The following is a 16314-nucleotide window of genomic DNA, read 5'->3' as shown; positions in this document are numbered from 1 at the left end:
CAGGACAGGACGGGAGAGAGATCATGACATTTGCGGGCGAAGTCGCCTGGGTGACCGGCGCATCGTCGGGGCTCGGCACGGCCATGGCGCAGGAACTGGCCAGGGACGGCGCGATGCTGATCCTGTCGGGGCGCAACCGGGAGGCGCTGGATGCCGTGGCGAAGGACTGCGGCGTCGAAACGCTGGTGCTGCCGTTCGAGGCGGCGGACTATGGCGCCGCCGAAGCGGCCGCAGCGCAGGCGTGGGACTGGGCCGCCGCGCGTTCGGGCGGGATCGACCTGCTGATCAACAACGCCGGCATCTCGCAGCGTTCGGTGGCGCTCGAAACCGCGTTCCCGGTCTACGAGCGGATCGTCGCGGTCGACCTGCTCGCTCCGATCGCGCTGACGCAAGCCGTGCTGCCGAACATGGCGGCGCGCGGCAAGGGGCGGCTGGGCTTCGTCTCGAGCATTGCCGGCAAGGTCGGATCGCCGATGCGCACCGCCTATAGCGCGGCCAAGTTCGGGCTGATCGGCTATGCCGACGCGCTTCGCGTGGAAGTGACCGGGCTTGGCTTGTCGGTCCACACGATCTGCCCCGGCTCGGTGCGCACCAACGTTTCGCGCAATGCGCTGACCGCCGACGGATCGGCCCGCGGGGTGAGCGACCGGAACATCGAGAACGGACTGGAGCCCGACGCCACCGCGCGCGAGATCATCGACGCGATCGCGGCGGGCGAGAAGGAAATCATCGCCGCGATCGGCTTCGAGAAGGAAATCGGCGAACTGCGCCGCACGCCCGAGCCGCTGATGGACCGCATGGCGCAACTGTTCGAGGCGGGTTATGCCGCGAAGATGAAGGAAGGGGCATGACCGGGATGCAGCAGAAGATGGTCATGCTGAAGAACGGCATCGAGCTTGCCGTGGTCGACGAAGGACCGCGCGATGCGCCGGCGCTGATCTTCCTCCACGGCTTTCCCGAATCGCACCGCACCTGGCGCCACCAGATCCGCCATTTTTCGGACCGCTATCGCTGCATCGCGCCCGACCAGCGCGGCTATGGCCGGTCGGCCAAGCCCGATGGCGTCGAGGCCTATACCGCCAACAACATGATCGGCGACGTCTTCCGCCTGGCCGATGCGCTGGGCATCGACGACTTCACCGTGGTCGGCCACGACTGGGGCGGCGCGATCGCCTGGGGCGTGGCGCTGACCGGCCAGAAGACCCGCGTGAGGCGCGCCATCGTCGCCAATGCGCCGCATCCCGGCGTCTTTCCCAAGCTCGTCTGGACCGACAAGGCGCAACGGCAGGCGAGCCAGTATTTCCGCGACTTCCGCGATTCCCTGAACGACGCGGCGCTCGACAAGGGCGGGCTGAAGCCGCTGCTGGGCCAGCAGACCACCCAATTGTTCAGCGACAAGATGGAACCCGAGGAGCGCGCCGCGCTCGAAGCCGACTGGGCGGACCCCAAAACCGCCAAGGCAATGGTCAACTGGTACCGGGCCAGCCCCGTGTTCGTGCCGCCGATCGACGCGCCCTACGAACTGCCGGCGGACTACAAGCCGCTGAACGTGCCGGTGCTCGAGATCCCGACGCTGGTGGTCTGGGCGATGGACGATCCGGCACTTTCGCCCGCCAATGTCGATGGCCTTGCCGAAACGATTCCCGACCTCACCGTCGAACGGGTTTACGATTGCGGGCACTTCGTGACGTGGGAGGCGGCCGACCGCTTCATCGCGGCGATGGAGGAGTTCCTCGCCCGCACCGAAGCCGCCACGTGAGCGAACCGGCGCGCGACCGCCCCTCGCTGCTGCGCGGGCACGGTGGCGGCCATGCGCCGGTCAGCTACCTCGAACTGTTCTTCGACCTCGTCTATGTCTTCGCGATCACGCAGGTCTCGCACTTCCTGCTGAAGCACCTGTCGTGGAACGGGCTTGCCGAGGGCGCGCTGCTGTTCCTCGCGGTGTGGTGGGCCTGGATGTACACCACCTGGGCCGCCAACTGGGCCGAGCCGGAACGCGTGCCGGTGCGGATCATGCTGCTGTTCGGGATGCTCGCGAGCATGGTCATGGCCGTCGCCATGCCGCGCGCCTTCGCCCATGGCGAGGCGGACCGCGGGGTGCTTTTCGTTTGCGCCTACCTTGCGCTGCAGGTCGGGCGCACGCTGTTCATGGCCTGGGCGATGTGGCGCGACGACCGCGCCGGCGCGATGACGATGGTGCGCATCGCCTGCTACTTCGCGGTTTCCGCGCTGTTCTGGTTCGCCGGCGCCGGGGTCGAGAACTCGGGCCGTCGCACGATGCTCTGGCTGGCGGCGCTGGCGATCGAATATTCGGGTCCGATCATGGGCTATCGCACGCCGTTCCTCGGCAGGGCGACGCCATCGGACTGGACCATCTCGGGCAGCCACATGGCCGAGCGCTGCGCGCTGTTCATCATCATCGCGCTGGGCGAAGGGATCATCGTCACCGGCGCGAGCTTCGCCGACCTTACCCCCGGTGCCGCCCACGTCGCCGCGTTCCTGATCGCCTTTGCCGGCTCGGTGCTGATGTGGTGGATCTACTTCGACGTCGGCGCCGAGCGCGGCGCGAAGCATATCGAGCACCACGACGAGCCGGGGCGCGTCGCGCGCAACGCCTATACCTACCTGCACATGCCGATCGTCGGCGGGGTGGTGGTGACCGCGGTTGCCGACGCGCTGATCCTCGAGGCGCCCGAAGGCGCGGCCGTGCTCGGCCTCGTGCTCACCCAGTGCGGCGGACTGCTGCTGTTCCTTGGCGGCGTGGCGCTGTTCAAGCGCTTCGCCAGTCCGTTGCGCAACCTGCCGCTGAGCCACCTCGTCGGCGCCGGGCTGCTGCTGGCGCTGGGCGGATGGAGCCTGTGGCGGGGCGTTCCCGCGCTGGGCTTCGTCGGCTGCACCGTGGGCGTGCTCGCGCTCGTCGCGCTATGGGAATGGGGCTCGTTCCACGGCGGCTGGGAGGAGCGCGTTTCGCGCTTCATGCCGCGCGTGCTGGCAAACCTGCGCGGCTAGGCGCCGAACCATTCGACCCAGGCGCCATGCGCGTGCGCGGTGCCGAGCAGCGTCTCCTCCCCGCCGCCGGGCCAGTAGCGCAAGCGCAGTTCGTGGCGGAAGGTTTCGCGGTTGGTCTCGAGCTTGACCCAGGCGAGGCGGCGGCGGGCGTCGGCCCTGGCCCCCGCCGCGGCCATCGCCGCTTCGATCCGCGCGCGGGTCTCGCCCGGCAGGTATTGCCAGACGATCGAATGGTAGACGACGCGCGTGGTATCGTCGGCCTGCTGCGCGGCGAGACGCTGGTCGACGAAATCGGCGGCGTCCATCTGCACCAGCCTGGGAGGCCGGGCCTGCGCCAGCGCGATGGCGGCGTCGATCCGGGCGATGCGTTCGGTCACCTCGGCCCAGACATAGGCTTTCAACCGCAGCGCCTGTTCGGGATCGGCCAGGCTGACCGGCGCGCGGTCGCAGCCTTCGATGGCGACGATCTCGACCGGGGCCTGCTGCGGGGGCGGCCCCTTCCATTCCGGCCGGATCTGCATCGGCGAATCGGCCGGGCCGGCGGTGGCGCCGCCAAGGTCGAAGTGGAAGCGCTCCATCATCGTGTTGACGCCCGCGCTCGCGCCAAGCTCGTTCATTTCGAAGCGGGGGCCGAGGCGCGGCGAGAGCCACAGCAGCGCCGCCATGATCGAGGCCGAGCGCCCCGCCTCGTTGGTCTGCGGAGGGCCGTCGAGCCAGGGCAGCAGCGCGGCATCGTGATCGCGGGTGACGGCGTAGACGAGCGCGTCGACCTCCGCCTGATCGGTCACCTCCCCGCGATAGACGGCGCCGAGGCGCGCATCCGCGCCGGTGAGGCTGAGGAAATGGTGCCCGCCCGCCAGCCGCAGCGGCAGCGCATCTTCAAGCGGGCGACCCGGCCAGTGTGCCAGCGCGCGGCCCACAGCGCTTGCCCCATCGAGCAGGGCGAGCTGCGCGCGCACCACGCGGCCGGTGCATGGCGCGCCGTTGTTGGCGGCATGGTCGGCCTGCCAGCGGATCGCGTTGGCGACGTTCTCGATCTCCATGATCGGTTCCATGAGGTTGCCCTTTCCGGCCCTTTGCCATAGGGCGCGCATCGTCATGACCGCCGCCGCCCAGCTCGTATTCGCCCTGCCCAAGGGCCGCATCCTCGACGAGGCGCTGCCTCTGCTCGAACAGGCAGGCGTGGTGCCCGATGCCGACTTCTTCAACAAGGCCTCTCGCGCGCTTTCGTTCGCCACCAACCGGCCGGACGTGAAGATCATCCGCGTGCGCGCCTTCGACGTGGCCACCTTCGTCGCCCACGGCGCGGCGCAGATCGGCATCGTCGGCTCCGACGTGATCGACGAGTTCGACTATGCCGACCTCTACGCGCCGGTCGATCTCGACATCGGGCATTGCCGCCTGTCGGTGGCAGAGCCGGTCAGCGCGGTCGAAAGCGGCGCCAATGCGCGTGAAAGCCATGCCCGCGTCGCCACCAAGTATCCCAACCTCACCCGCCGCCACTTCGAGAAGCTGGGCGTTGCGGCAGAGGTGGTGAAGCTCAACGGCGCGATGGAGCTTGCGCCTTCGCTCGGGCTTGCCAGCCGGATCGTCGACCTTGTCTCGACCGGCAAGACGCTGAAGGACAATGGCCTTGTCGAAACGAGCCGCATCCTGCCGGTCTCGGCGCGGCTGATCGTCAACCGCGCGGCGCTCAAGACCGACAGCGCGCGCATCGGCGCGCTGGTCGATGCGTTCCGCGAGATGGTCGCCAGGCGCAAGGCGGCCGCGTGATGCTCAAGCTCAGGACCAGCGACGCCGGGTTCGCGCAAGCCTTCGCCCGCCTCGTCAAGGATCGCCGCGAGAGCGACGAGAACGTCGCGCGCGACGTGCAGACGATCATCGACGACGTCCGCCTGCGCGGGGACGAGGCGCTGGCCGAATATACCGAGCGCTTCGACCAGCACCTGCCCGCCGACGACGGCTGGCGCATTCCGGCCGAGGCCTGCCGCGAGGCCTTCGACGGCCTGAAGCCCGACCTGCGCGCCGCGCTGGAACTCGCCGCGCAGCGCATCCGCGCCTATCACGAAGCGCAGCTGCCGCAGGACCGCGACTATACCGATGCCGCCGGCCTGCGCCTCGGCGCGCGCTGGACGCCGGTCGATGGCGCGGGGCTCTACGTGCCGGGCGGGCGCGCCGCCTATCCCTCGTCGCTGCTGATGAACGCGATCCCGGCCAAGGTCGCGGGCGTCGAACGGCTGGTGGTGGTGACCCCGACGCCCAAGGGGCTGGTCAACCCGCTGGTGCTCGCCGCCGCGCATCTTGCCGGGGTGGACGAAGTGTGGCGCGTCGGCGGGGCGCAGGCGGTGGCCGCGCTCGCCTATGGCACCGGGCGCATCAAGCCGGTCGACGTGATTACCGGCCCCGGCAATGCCTGGGTGGCCGAAGCCAAGCGCCAGCTGTTCGGCGTGGTCGGCATCGACATGGTGGCGGGCCCGTCCGAAATCCTCGTCATCGCCGACGCGCAGAACGATCCGCAGTGGATCGCCGCCGACCTTTTGAGCCAGGCCGAGCACGATCCTTCGGCGCAGGCGATCCTGATCACCGACGACGAGGGCTTCGCCGACCAGGTGGCCGACATGGTCGGTGTCGAAATCGCGCTGCTGCCTACGGCGAGGGTCGCCAAGGCGAGCTGGGACGCGCACGGCACGGTGATCGTGGTGGACAGCCTCGACGAGGCCCCGGCCCTCGCCAATGCGCTCGCCGCCGAGCATGTCGAGATCGCCACCGACTCGCCTGAGCGCCTGTTCGACAAGATCCGCCATGCGGGCTCCGTTTTCCTTGGGCGGATGACGCCCGAAGCCATCGGCGATTACGTCGCCGGCCCCAACCATGTCCTGCCCACCGGCCGCCGCGCGCGGTTCTCTTCGGGCCTTTCGGTTCTGGATTTCATGAAACGCACCAGCTTCATCGCCGTCAGCGATGCTTCCATCTCCGCCGTCGGCCCCGCCGCGGTCGAACTCGCCGAGGCCGAGGGCCTTGCCGCGCACGCCCGCTCAATCGCGCTGAGGCTCGGCCAGTGAGCAGCGGAAAGGACCAGACGCGCGCGCGCAGCGCCGCCCGCCTCGCCGCCGTGCAGGCGCTCTACCAGCTCGAGATGGAAAGCCCTGAGCTGCATCTGCTGCTCGACGAGTTCCACATGCACCGCCTCGGCGCCGAGATCGAGGACGTAGAATATGCCGCCGCCGACGTCGCCTTCTTCGACGACGTGGTAAAGGGCGTTGCCGCCCGCCGCGACGAGATCGACGCCCTGCTCGGCGCCAAGCTCGCCTCGGGCTGGTCGGTCGCGCGGCTCGACCGCACGATGCTCCAGATCCTGCGCGCAGGGGCCTGGGAGCTGATGGCGCGCAAGGACGTGACCGTGGGCACCGTGATCAACGAATACCTCGACGTCGCCCACGCCTTCTTTGATGCGCGCGAGGCGAAGTTCGCCAATGGCGTGCTCGACGCGGTGGCCAAGTCGGTCCGCTGATCGCCCCACCTTTGAGGACAGAAAAAAGGGCGCGCCGGAAGTCCGGTCGCGCCCCTTTTCGTCTGCGCTAGTGATGGTTTCTTACGAACCGATCACGTGCAGCGCGCAGAGCTTGTTGCCGTCCGGATCGCGCAGGTAGGCGAGGTAGAACGGGCTGCCGGCGCGCGGTCCCGGCGGATCTTCGCAAGCCGTGCCGCCATTGGCGACGCCCGCGGCGTGCCAGGCATCGGCCTGTTCCGGGGTCATCGCGAAACCGATCGTGCCGCCGTTGGCGCCCGTCGCCGGCTGGCCGTTGATGGGCGGGGTGACGATGAACATTCCGCCGTTGTGCTGATAGATCAGGCGGCCCTTTTCGTCCGTGATCGCGGGCTTGCCGCCGAACGCGGCGAAGGTCGCGTCATAGAACTTCTTCGAGGCGGCAATGTCGTTGCTGCCGACCATCACGTGACTGAACATCTGAGGAATCCTCTCCCTGTTGAGCAAGGTAGCCAGAGGTGTGCCGCCCGCCCGGCAAGCGGTCAAGCCTCGGTTGCGCAATGCAACGTATCAGCCCTGTGAAAGCGTGCGGCGCACCGCGTCGCGCCACAAGGCGGCCAGCCCGGCGCGACGTTCCGACGGCATCGCCGGCGTGAAGCGCGCGGCGCTTTCCCAGGTGCGCGACAGATCGTCGAGCCCCGACCACACGCCTGTGGCAAGGCCCGCGTGGAAGGCCGCACCCAGCGCCGTGGTTTCGAGATTGGTCGGCTTTTCGACCGCGACGCCGAGCATGTCGGCAAGGAACTGGCACAGCCAGTCGTTGGCCGCCATGCCGCCGTCGATGCGCAGCGCCGCGGCCAGCGCGCCGCTGTCGCGCACCATCGCCTCGACCAGGTCCATCGTCTGGAATGCGACAGATTCGAGCGCCGCGCGCGCGAGATGCGCGGCCGTTGCGCCGAGCGTGAGGCCGTATATCGCGCCCTTGGCGTCCGGGTCCCAGTATGGCGCGCCCAGCCCGGCAAAGGCCGGGACCATGACCACGCCGTGGCTGTCGTCGACTTGCGTCGCGAGGCCATGCGTCTCGCTGGCATGGGCGATCACGCCCAAGCCATCGCGCAGCCACTTGACCGCGGCCCCCGCCACGAAAATCGACCCTTCGAGCGCATAGGTCATATGCCCGTCGAGGCGGTAGGCGGGCGTCGTCAGCAACCGATTGGCCGAGCGCGGCGCTTCGCCGCCGGTGTTCATCAGCATGAAGCAGCCGGTGCCATAGGTGCTCTTGGCCATGCCGGGCGCGAAGCAGGCCTGCCCGAACAGCGCCGCCTGCTGATCCCCCGCCATCCCGGCGATGGGCAGGCTGGCGCCGAGCAGCGCGGGGTCGGTCGTGCCGAACAGGCCGGAATTGTCGCGCACCTGCGGCAGGATGGCGGGTGGCACGCGCAGAAGGCGACACAGCTCCTCGTCCCAGCACTGGCGGCGGATGTCGTAGAGCAGCGTGCGCCCGGCATTGGTCACGTCGGTGGCGTGCACCTTGCCGCCGGTCAGCCGCCACAGCAGGAAGCTGTCGATCGTGCCGAAGGCCAGCTCGCCGCGCTCGGCCCGATCGCGCGCGCCCGGCACGGAATCGAGCATCCACGCCGCCTTGGTCGCGCTGAAGTAGGGATCGAGCAGCAGCCCGGTGCGCTCGGTCACGATTCCCTCGGCCCCGTCGGCCTTCAGCGCGGCGCAGGTTTCGGCGGTGCGGCGGTCCTGCCAGACGATCGCGCGATGGATCGGCGCGCCGCTCGCCCGGTCCCAGACCACCACCGTTTCGCGCTGGTTGGCGATGCCGATGGCCGCGACTTGCGACGGCGGCACGCCGTCAAGCGCCTCGCGCGCGACGGCAAGGCAATCGCGCCAGATGTCCTCGGCGTCGTGCTCCACCCAGCCGGCTTGCGGATAATGCTGGGCGAATTCGCGCTGCGCCACGCGAACCGAACGGGCGTCCTCGTCGAACAGGATGGCGCGAGTGGAGGTCGTCCCCTGATCGATCGCCAGAACGTGCCGCAAGTGTCCTCTCCGCCTTGTTATCGGCGCAGATGACACCGGCGGCGCGCAAGGCGCAAGATCACAGTTCTCCCGAAGCGAAGCCCAGCGTATCGAGCAGCGCGGTGCGCGCGGTGCGGCATTGCCGCCAGAGCGCCGGATCGCCGAGGTCTTCCGGAGCAATCCGTTCGGGCCAGTGCGCCTCGATCACCTGGGCCATGCGGTCGGCCTTGGCGGGATCGAGCAGGAAGCGCGGATCGATCGCAGCAAGAGCCTCGTCGCTCACCGCCACGCGCAGTCGCAGGCAGGCAGGGCCACCGCCGTTGCGCATCGATTCGCGCACTTCGACAACTTCCAGCCGCCGGATCGGACCATTGCCGGCGACGATTTCCTGCAGCCAGTCCCACACTTCGGGCACTTCGCGCACTTCGCCGGGCAGGACCAGCGCCATGCCGCCTTCGGGCAGGGAGATCAGCTGCGAGTTGAACAGGTACGAGCGGATCGCGGCGTCGAGGCTGATCCGCGCGGCGGGCGCTTCGACGATCTGCACCGAGGGCAGCCGTTCGCGGATCGCGGCATAAGTGCCATCGCGGTCTTCGAAGGCGAGTTCGTGGGTGAACAGCACGGTCTCGTTGGCAACCGCGACGACGTCGTTGTGGAACGCGCCCGCCGCAATCGCGGCGTCGCTCTGGCAGACGAGCAGCGTGCCCGCTTCCGACAGCCCGTGGCGGCGTGCCACCGCTGCGCTTGCCGCCTTGTGCTGGCGCGCGGGGAATTCGGCGCGGCCCTGCTCTCCATAGACCAGCACTTCGAGGCCGGGTGCGCCGTGAGCGGTGGCAAGGCGCATGAAGTTCGCCGCACCTTCGTCGCCGAGTCCACCCGGCAGAGCATCGTGCACCGCGAAGTGGCGCGAGTCAGCGAAGGCGAGCTTCAGTTGCCGCAGCGTCTGCGGCGCCTCGATCGAGCGGTGAAGCATGGTCGAGAGGTTGGCGACCGAGATGTGGCAGCGCCCGTCGGCGCAATCGGGCGCGGGGCTGACCGTGCCGGCATTGGCGGTCCACATCGCGCTCGCCGACATGGCGTTGCGCAGCAGCGCGGGCTCGGCCTTCCACGCCGCTTCGCAGACCTCGTCGTCGCTTCCGGCAAAGCCGAGCGTGCGCAGCCAGTCGGCATCGGGGCGCGCGTGGGGCAGCAGGAAGCCTTGGCTGAGCCCCATGTCCATCACCCGGCGCATCTTGGCGAGGCCCTGCAGCGCGGCGGCGCGGGGCGAGGACACCCCGCCCGCGTTGCGCGCCGAGGCGAGGTTGCCGAGCGAGAGGCCGGCGTAGTTGTGGCTGGGGCCGATCAGCCCGTCGAAGTTGACCTCGCGCATAGGATCAGCCCCTCAGCCCGACGAGGTCGGCGGTGAGATCGGCCAACGCCGGGCTTTCGAACGAGGCGACCGGATAGGCGCTGTAGTCCGCCGCGTAATAGGCGCTCGGGCGGTGGTTGCCCGATGCGCCGAGGCCGCCGAACGGCATCGCCCCGCTTGCGCCCGTGGTCGGGCGGTTCCAGTTGACGACGCCGGCGCGGCTGCGGGCGAGGAAGTCCTCCCACTTCGCGCCATCTTCCGAAACGAGCCCGCCCGACAGGCCGAACCCGGTCGCATTGGCGAGTGCGATCGCCTCGTCCCAATCGGCGGCGCGGCGAACCTGCAGCACGGGAGCGAAGATCTCGGCATCGGGAACATCGAGCCCGGTCACGTCGATCATCGCCGGGGTTACGAAGGCGGCGGAGCGGCCGGGAACGGCGGCGAGCGGGCGGATCACCTTGGCCCCGCCAGCCACCAGCGCACCATAAGCGCGGTGCGCGGTTTCGGCGGCGCGGGCCGAGATCAGCGAGCCGAGCGTCGGCTGCGGGTCTTCGTCCCACGCGCCGATGGTCATGCGGTCGGAAAGCGCGGCCACCGCCTGAACAATGGCGTCGCCCGCAGCGCCTGTCGGCACGATCAGGCGGCGCGCGCAGGAACAGCGCTGGCCGGTGGTGGCGAAGGCCGAGGCCGCGACGATCGAGGCGACGGTCTCGGGCGCGCCGTCCCAGGCGATCAGCGGGTTGTTGCCGCCCAGCTCCAGCGCGAGGATCACGTGCGGCCGATCGACCAGCGCACGGCGCAGGAACGCGCCGGTGGTGGCGCTGCCGGTGAACAGCAGGCCATCGATATCGGCATCGACCAGCGCCGCGCCGGTTTCGCGCGCGCCCTGCACCACCTGCAGCACGTCCGCCGGCAGGCCCGCCTCGCGCCACAGCGCGACCATCGCCTCGCCCACCAGCGGGGTTTCCTCGCTCGGCTTGAACACCACGGTGTTGCCGGCGAGCAGCGCGGGGACGATGTGGCCGTTGGGCAGGTGGCCGGGGAAGTTGTAGGGCCCGAGCACCGCCATCACCCCGTGCGGCTTGTGGCGCAGCGTGGCGCTGCCGAAGGGCGCGGGATCGGTGCGGGTGCCGGCGCGCTCGGCCTGGGCGCGGATCGAGAGTTCCACCTTGCCGACCATCGAGCCGACCTCCTGGCGCGTCTCCCACAGCGGCTTGCCGGTTTCCTGCGCGATCGTGCGGGCGAGCGGCTCGGCCTGGTCCTTGAGCCGCGCGGCATAGGCGCGAGCGAGCGCGATGCGCTCCTCGAGCGGCATGCGCGACCAGCCGGGCAAGGCGACGCGGGCGCGGGCGACGGCAGCGGCGACCGCGCCGGCATCGGCGGCCTCGCCGGCCCAGAGAACGGCGCCGGTGGCGGGACAGGTGGAAGTGAGCGTGGTCATCGAACGAGCGCCTGCTGACAAGGAAATTTCGGGCCATCCTATACGCGCGGATGCGCTCTGGATAAGCCGATAATCGCGCCGTATTGATGACCTATGGTCATGAAGGACGACGATCCCCGGCTGCTCCCGCCGCTGTCGATGCTGCGCTGCTTCGAAGCCGCCGCGCGCGAGGGCAGCTTCAGCCGCGCTGCCGCCCGCCTCGGCCTGACCCAGAGCGGGGTGAGCCGGCAGATAGCCCATCTCGAGGACTGGCTGGGGCAGGCGCTGTTCGAGCGCCACGGTCGCCGGGTCGCGCTCAACCGCACGGGCGAGGCCTACCTCGGCGAAGTCTCCGCCGCGCTCGGCCTGGTCCGCACCGCCACGCGCCGCCTGATCGCGCCGCACGACCACGGCGTGACGCTGGCGACGCTGCCGGGCTTCGGGATGCGCTGGCTCGCCCCGCGCCTGCCCGCGCTTTCGGCGATCCACCCCGACCTGATGGTGAGCATGATCGCGCGGACCGACCTGTTCGACTTCGCCGCCGAGGACTTCGACGCCGCGATCCACGTCGGCCCGCCCGACTGGCCTGCGGGCGCGAGCGGCGAGCCGCTGGTCCACGAGCGGCTGTTCGGCGAAGTGATGGTGCCGGTGATCGCGCCCGCGCTGCGCGCCCGGCTGGGGATCGTCTCGGCGCGCGACCTGCTCGAAGCGCCCCTCCTCGCGCTCGCGGCGCAGCCCGAGGCGTGGAGCCGCTGGTTCGCGGCCGACGGGCTCGAGCTTGCCGCAGGCCCGCCGCGCCAGCGCTTCTCGCAGTTCCTGATGCTGGCGCAGGCCGCCGTGGCAGGCGCGGGCGCCGCGCTGCTGCCGCGCTTCCTGGTCGAGACCGAGCTTGCCGCCGGCCTGCTCGAAGTGCCGGTCGAACGCCCGCTCGAAGGCACCCGCGCCTATTACCTGGTCCACCCCCCGCGAAGGACGCGCGACGGCGATTTCGCCCGCTTCAGGACCTGGCTCCTCGCCGAGGCACGTAAGTAGGCTATTCACGATCGGGGGGATGACAAGCGGACGCGCGACGCGTAACCGCGCCCGTCATGCAGGCGCTGCGTTCGATCCTGATGCGCAATCGCGGGCTCGCCATGGCGCTGGTCGCGCTGGCGTTGGCGCTGCGCGCGCTCGTGCCGGCGGGATACATGCCGGGCCGCACCGTCAGCTCGAGCTTTACCGTGCTGGTCTGCGCCGACGCGACCGGCATCGCGGCGCCGGTGACGATCAAGGTCACCAAGCAGGGCGTGCCTGAAGGCGCCAAGGCGAACGAAAGCTGCGCCTTTGCCGGGCTGGGGATGGCGGCGCTGTCGGGCGCGGATCCGGTGCTGCTGGCAGCCGCGCTCGCCTTCCTGATCGTACTCGGCTTCGGCGCCCTCGCCCTTCCGGCGCTGCGGCGCGCGCCCCGGCTCCTGCCCCCGCCCTGCGGCCCCCCGGCCCTGTCCTGAGCCGCCGACGCGGCTGAACCGATGCGACCTGCGCGCGCCCCGCCGGCGCGCGCGACACTCCGTCTTTCAGGACTGGCTTGTTTTCATGACCGTTTCCCGTACCGCGCTCGCGCTCGCGAGCCTGCTGCCGCTTGCCGCTGCCCCGATCGCCGCCCCGCTCGCCCACGCCCAGCAAGCGCCCGACGAGGGCGGTGCGGCCCCTGCGATCATCGTCATCGGCCAGGGCCAGGCGACCATCGCCGAAGAGCAGATCGCCAGGACCCCCGGCGGCGTCGATGTCGTCCCCTATCACGACTACGCCGATCGCACGGTGGTGTCGCTGCGCGACACGCTGGCCTTTTCGCCCGGGGTCTACACCCAGCCGCGCTTCGGGCAGGAAGTGCGCATCTCGATCCGCGGCTCGGGCCTTTCGCGCAGCTTCCACATGCGCGGGCTGACGCTGCTGCAGGACGGCGTGCCGATCAACCTGTCCGACGACAACGGCGATTTCCAGGAACTCGAGCCGATCTTCCTCGACCATCTCGAGGTCTATCGCGGCGGCAATGCGCTGCGCTTCGGCTCGGGCACGCTGGGCGGCGCGATCAACGGCGTGACGCCGAGCGGCGACAGCGCGCGCGGGATCTATGCCCGGCTCGACGGCGGCTCGTACAACATGATCCGCGGCCTCCTTTCGGGCGGCTTCGGCGATGACCGCGCCAATGCCTGGGCCGGCCTTTCGGTCGACAGTCACGATGGCGACCGCACGCATGCCAGACGCCATTCGGTGCGCTTCAACGGCAATGTCGGGGTGAAGCTTTCGGACACCATCACGACGCGCTTCTATGCCAGCGTCAACGACATCCACCAGGAGCTGCCCGGCGCCCTGAATGAAAGCGATGCGCTGACCGATCCGGCCAAGGGCAATACGGCGGGCGACCAGCAGCGCGACATCACCAGCCTGCGCCTGCAGAACCGCACCACCATCGACCTTGGCGCCGGCACGCTGACCTTTGGCGGCTTCACCAACAACAAGCAGCTGTTCCACCCGATCTACGTGGTGATCGACCAGAAAAGCGAGGACAAGGGCACCTTCGCGCGGGCCGAATGGAGCAGCGGGATCGTCTCCGCCACGCTCGGCGGCGAAATCCGTTGGGGCACGACCGATGCCAAGCAGTTCGTCAACCTGAACGGGCATCGCGGGGCGCAGATCTTCGAAGCAACGCAGCGCGCGCGCACCGCCAACCTTTACGGGGAGCTGCGGGTGACGCCGGTGGCCGGGCTGTCGCTGATCGCCGGCGGGATCTGGGCCGACGGCTGGCGCGAACAGGACCGCACGATGCCCAGCACGGTCAACGCGCGTGCCTCGTTCCAGGCGTTCAGCCCCAAGATCGGCGTGCTGTGGCAGCCGGCCGAGGGGATCGACGTCTACGCCAACACCAACCGCTCGGTCGAATTCCCGACGTTCGTCGAGCTGGCGCAGACGGTGACCTTCGTGCCCGTCCAGCCGCAGAAGGCCTGGACCGCCGAAGTGGGCACGCGCGGCAAGCGCGGGCCGTTCGCCTGGGACGTGACCTACTATCGCGCCACGCTGAAGGGCGAGATGCTCCAGTACACGGTGAGCGTCGACATCCCGGCGAGCACGTTCAACGCCGACCGCACGCTGCACGAAGGGATCGAGGCCGGACTTTCGTGGGAGCCGGCGGACTGGCTGCGGCTGCGGCAGGTGTGGCAGTGGTCGAACTTCCGCTTCCGCGGCGATGCGCAATACGGCGACAACCGGCTGCCTGTCGTTCCTCGCAATGTCCTGCGCAGCGAAGTGCGCTTCGGGTCCGAGGCGCTGCACATCGCGCCCAATCTCGAATGGGTGCCGCAAGGCGCCTATGCCGACTATCGCAACACCACGCGCACGCCGGGCTACGCCTTGCTGGGGCTGACCGCGGGCGCGACCTTGCGCGACGGGCTCGACCTGTTCGCCGACGTGCGCAACCTGACGGGCAAGAAGGCGATCGGCGACGTGGCGGCGGTCATCGGCGCGAGCGCGGGCTCGGTGATCTATTACCCGGTCGAGCGGCGGGCGATCTACGCCGGCCTGCGCGCGCGGTTCTGAGCGGAGGGGCCAAGGCATGACGACCATCCCCGCGCAGCGCCGCGCCGCGCTCGTCCGCACGATCTGGCGCTGGCATTTCTATGCCGGGCTGTTCGTGATCCCGCTGATCGTGGTGCTCGCCTGCACCGGGGCGGTCTACCTGTTCAAGCCGCAGATCGACGCGTGGGAGGAGCGCGCCTTCACCGGCATGCCCGACCGCGGCAGCGTTGCGCCCGAAGCGCAGGTCGATGCCGCGCGCGCGGCCTTTCCCGGCGCGAGCGTCCTGTTCTACCGCCTGCCGGCGCGCGAGGGGGATGCCGCGCTGGTGCACCTCGCGCTGCCGGCGCAAGGCGGGATGCGCGACGTGTTCGTTTCGCCGCAGGGCCGGGTGCTGGGCGCGCTTTCCAGCGAGACGCGCATCGCCGAGATCGCGCACCGCATCCACGGCCAGCTGCTGCTCGGCCGGCAGGGAAGCTGGCTGGTCGAGCTGGCGGCGAGCTGGGCGATCGTGCTGATCGCGAGCGGCCTGTACTTGTGGTGGCCGCGCGGGCGTGGCCTCGCCGGCGTGGTCTGGCCGCGCCTCGGCAAGGGCGGGCGCACCGCCCTGCGCGACCTGCACGCGGTGACGGGCTTCTGGGTGGCGGGGCTCGCGCTGGTGCTGCTGGTCACCGGGCTGCCGTGGGCCGACGTCTGGGGCTCGGCGTTCCGCGCGGTGCGGACCGAGATGGGCTGGGTCAAGGGACGGCAGGCCTGGACCGTGGGCGGCAAGGCGCCGCCGCCGGTCGCCGGCGAGGACCATGCCGGCCACGACCACGCCGCGATGCTCGCAGGGTCTGCAGGGCCCGCAGGGGCCGGGGCGAGGCTCCAGCCCATGTCTCACGGCGATCACGGCGGGCCGCAGGGTCCGACGCTGAGCGAAGTGGTGGCGCTGGCCAAGGCCGAGCACCTCGCCTTCCCCGTCGTGGTCGTGCCGCCCGGCGCGCCGCAGGCGTTCGGGGCGCCGCCGCGCGAGGACTGGACGATCCGCTCGGACACGCAGGATCGCCCGCTCGGCGTGACCATCCGGCTCGATCCGCGCACCGGGCGCGAGACCGCGCGCGAGACCTTCGCCGACAAGCACCCGATCGACCGCGTGGTCGGCTACGGCGTCGCCTGGCACGAAGGCGCGCTGTTCGGCCTTGCCAACCAGCTGGTCGGGCTGGCGACGGCGGTGATGCTGGTGACGCTGGCGGCGAGCGGGTTCGCGATGTGGCGGCGGCGCAAGCCGAAGGACCTGCTCGGCGCGCCGCCGCTGCCCGCGGCGCCGGCGCGGATCGGCGGGGCGATGGCGATCCTGTGCGCGCTGGCGCTGCTGCTGCCGATGCTGGCGATCTCGCTGGCCGGGCTGGCGCTGCTCGAGCGGCTGGTGCTGCGCCGGATCGACCCGCTGGCGCGCTGGCTCGGGCTCGCTGCCTGAGCCGGTCGGGCGCA

General features: G+C 70.3%; 15 protein-coding genes. 10 read left to right on the top strand and 5 right to left on the bottom strand.

Annotated elements, in window-relative coordinates; translation table 11 throughout:
• Positions 1–23 precede the first annotated feature (23 nt).
• Genes K3A85_RS07000 through K3A85_RS06990 form a run of 3 tightly spaced genes read left to right on the top strand, consistent with a single transcriptional unit; the run spans position 24 to position 3009 of the window.
• Positions 24–851 (top strand): SDR family NAD(P)-dependent oxidoreductase, encoded by an 828-nt coding sequence (locus K3A85_RS07000; RefSeq protein WP_225205754.1) that lies wholly within the window; start codon positions 24–26, stop codon positions 849–851.
• A complete protein-coding gene (locus K3A85_RS06995) occupies positions 848–1759 on the top strand; it encodes an alpha/beta fold hydrolase (protein WP_225205753.1) in 912 nt (303 codons plus the stop codon). Before K3A85_RS07000 ends, K3A85_RS06995 begins: the two co-directional genes overlap by 4 nt.
• On the top strand, positions 1756–3009 hold the full coding sequence (locus K3A85_RS06990; protein WP_225205752.1) for a low temperature requirement protein A: 1254 nt from the start codon (positions 1756–1758) through the stop codon (positions 3007–3009). Before K3A85_RS06995 ends, K3A85_RS06990 begins: the two co-directional genes overlap by 4 nt.
• Here K3A85_RS06990 and K3A85_RS06985 read toward each other — a convergent pair.
• Positions 3006–4064: a DUF2332 domain-containing protein gene (locus K3A85_RS06985; protein ID WP_225205751.1), complete on the bottom strand. Its 1059-nt coding sequence runs from the start codon at positions 4062–4064 to the stop codon at positions 3006–3008. The two genes, K3A85_RS06990 and K3A85_RS06985, sit on opposite strands and share 4 nt — an antisense overlap.
• A gap of 43 nt (positions 4065–4107) precedes the next feature.
• Between K3A85_RS06985 and hisG the strand changes: the two genes are divergently transcribed.
• Genes hisG through nusB form a run of 3 tightly spaced genes read left to right on the top strand, consistent with a single transcriptional unit; the run spans position 4108 to position 6520 of the window.
• Entirely contained in the window at positions 4108–4782 is a 675-nt protein-coding gene (gene hisG, locus K3A85_RS06980; protein ID WP_225205750.1) for an ATP phosphoribosyltransferase, read from the top strand.
• A complete protein-coding gene (hisD, locus tag K3A85_RS06975) occupies positions 4782–6071 on the top strand; it encodes a histidinol dehydrogenase (protein WP_225205749.1) in 1290 nt (429 codons plus the stop codon). Before hisG ends, hisD begins: the two co-directional genes overlap by 1 nt.
• Positions 6068–6520 carry a transcription antitermination factor NusB gene (gene nusB, locus K3A85_RS06970; protein ID WP_169492328.1) on the top strand — a complete coding sequence of 151 codons (453 nt, stop codon included), beginning with the start codon at positions 6068–6070 and terminating at the stop codon, positions 6518–6520. The genes hisD and nusB overlap by 4 nt, the downstream gene beginning before the upstream one ends.
• Before the next feature lie 81 nt (positions 6521–6601).
• On the opposite strand, the gene K3A85_RS06965 is transcribed toward nusB, so the two are convergent.
• The 4 genes from K3A85_RS06965 to astD form a co-directional block, all read right to left on the bottom strand.
• Complete coding sequence (locus K3A85_RS06965; RefSeq protein ID WP_225205748.1) at positions 6602–6976, bottom strand: VOC family protein; 375 nt, start codon at positions 6974–6976, stop codon at positions 6602–6604.
• 90 nt (positions 6977–7066) lie between these two features.
• A complete protein-coding gene (gene glpK / locus K3A85_RS06960; RefSeq protein ID WP_225205747.1) occupies positions 7067–8545 on the bottom strand; it encodes a glycerol kinase GlpK in 1479 nt (492 codons plus the stop codon).
• A 58-nt stretch (positions 8546–8603) separates the two neighbouring features.
• The gene (locus K3A85_RS06955) at positions 8604–9893 is read right to left on the bottom strand and encodes an N-succinylarginine dihydrolase (RefSeq protein WP_225205746.1); all 1290 of its coding nucleotides are present in this window, start codon (positions 9891–9893) and stop codon (positions 8604–8606) included.
• Between the two features lie 4 nt (positions 9894–9897).
• A complete protein-coding gene (astD, locus tag K3A85_RS06950; RefSeq protein ID WP_225205745.1) occupies positions 9898–11313 on the bottom strand; it encodes a succinylglutamate-semialdehyde dehydrogenase in 1416 nt (471 codons plus the stop codon).
• A gap of 99 nt (positions 11314–11412) precedes the next feature.
• On the opposite strand from astD, the gene K3A85_RS06945 reads away from it, so the two are divergent.
• The 4 genes from K3A85_RS06945 to K3A85_RS06930 all read left to right on the top strand — a co-directional run bounded on the left by K3A85_RS06945 (position 11413) and on the right by K3A85_RS06930 (position 16300).
• The gene (locus tag K3A85_RS06945) at positions 11413–12324 is read left to right on the top strand and encodes a LysR substrate-binding domain-containing protein (RefSeq protein WP_225205744.1); all 912 of its coding nucleotides are present in this window, start codon (positions 11413–11415) and stop codon (positions 12322–12324) included.
• Between the two features lie 56 nt (positions 12325–12380).
• A complete protein-coding gene (locus K3A85_RS06940) occupies positions 12381–12779 on the top strand; it encodes a hypothetical protein (RefSeq protein ID WP_225205743.1) in 399 nt (132 codons plus the stop codon).
• Positions 12780–12864: 85 nt separating this feature from the next.
• Positions 12865–14865, top strand: a complete 2001-nt coding sequence (locus K3A85_RS06935) for a TonB-dependent receptor family protein (RefSeq protein ID WP_225205742.1) — start codon at positions 12865–12867, stop codon at positions 14863–14865.
• A gap of 16 nt (positions 14866–14881) precedes the next feature.
• Positions 14882–16300, top strand: coding sequence for a PepSY-associated TM helix domain-containing protein (locus K3A85_RS06930; RefSeq protein WP_225205741.1), 1419 nt, complete (start codon positions 14882–14884; stop codon positions 16298–16300).
• The last annotated feature ends 14 nt before the right edge of the window (positions 16301–16314 follow it).

Source organism: Novosphingobium huizhouense (assembly GCF_020179475.1).
In the GTDB taxonomy this organism is placed as follows: Bacteria; Pseudomonadota; Alphaproteobacteria; order Sphingomonadales; family Sphingomonadaceae; genus Novosphingobium; species Novosphingobium huizhouense.
Note: the sequence above shows the minus strand (reverse complement) of the source record. Positions and strands in the feature narration are given on the sequence as shown.

Excerpts from the sequence above, each read along its gene's own strand:
- hisD (WP_225205749.1), top strand. The coding sequence starts at position 4,782 with ATGCTCAAGCTCAGGACCAGCGACGCCGGGTTCGCGCAAGCCTTCGCC.
- K3A85_RS07000 (WP_225205754.1), top strand. The coding sequence starts at position 24 with ATGACATTTGCGGGCGAAGTCGCCTGGGTGACCGGCGCATCGTCGGGG.
- K3A85_RS06955 (WP_225205746.1), bottom strand. The coding sequence starts at position 9,893 with ATGCGCGAGGTCAACTTCGACGGGCTGATCGGCCCCAGCCACAACTAC.
- K3A85_RS06935 (WP_225205742.1), top strand. The coding sequence starts at position 12,865 with ATGACCGTTTCCCGTACCGCGCTCGCGCTCGCGAGCCTGCTGCCGCTT.
- K3A85_RS06945 (WP_225205744.1), top strand. The coding sequence starts at position 11,413 with ATGAAGGACGACGATCCCCGGCTGCTCCCGCCGCTGTCGATGCTGCGC.
- K3A85_RS06985 (WP_225205751.1), bottom strand. The coding sequence starts at position 4,064 with ATGGAACCGATCATGGAGATCGAGAACGTCGCCAACGCGATCCGCTGG.
- hisG (WP_225205750.1), top strand. The coding sequence starts at position 4,108 with ATGACCGCCGCCGCCCAGCTCGTATTCGCCCTGCCCAAGGGCCGCATC.
- astD (WP_225205745.1), bottom strand. The coding sequence starts at position 11,313 with ATGACCACGCTCACTTCCACCTGTCCCGCCACCGGCGCCGTTCTCTGG.
- K3A85_RS06965 (WP_225205748.1), bottom strand. The coding sequence starts at position 6,976 with ATGTTCAGTCACGTGATGGTCGGCAGCAACGACATTGCCGCCTCGAAG.
- K3A85_RS06995 (WP_225205753.1), top strand. The coding sequence starts at position 848 with ATGACCGGGATGCAGCAGAAGATGGTCATGCTGAAGAACGGCATCGAG.
- K3A85_RS06940 (WP_225205743.1), top strand. The coding sequence starts at position 12,381 with ATGCAGGCGCTGCGTTCGATCCTGATGCGCAATCGCGGGCTCGCCATG.
- K3A85_RS06930 (WP_225205741.1), top strand. The coding sequence starts at position 14,882 with ATGACGACCATCCCCGCGCAGCGCCGCGCCGCGCTCGTCCGCACGATC.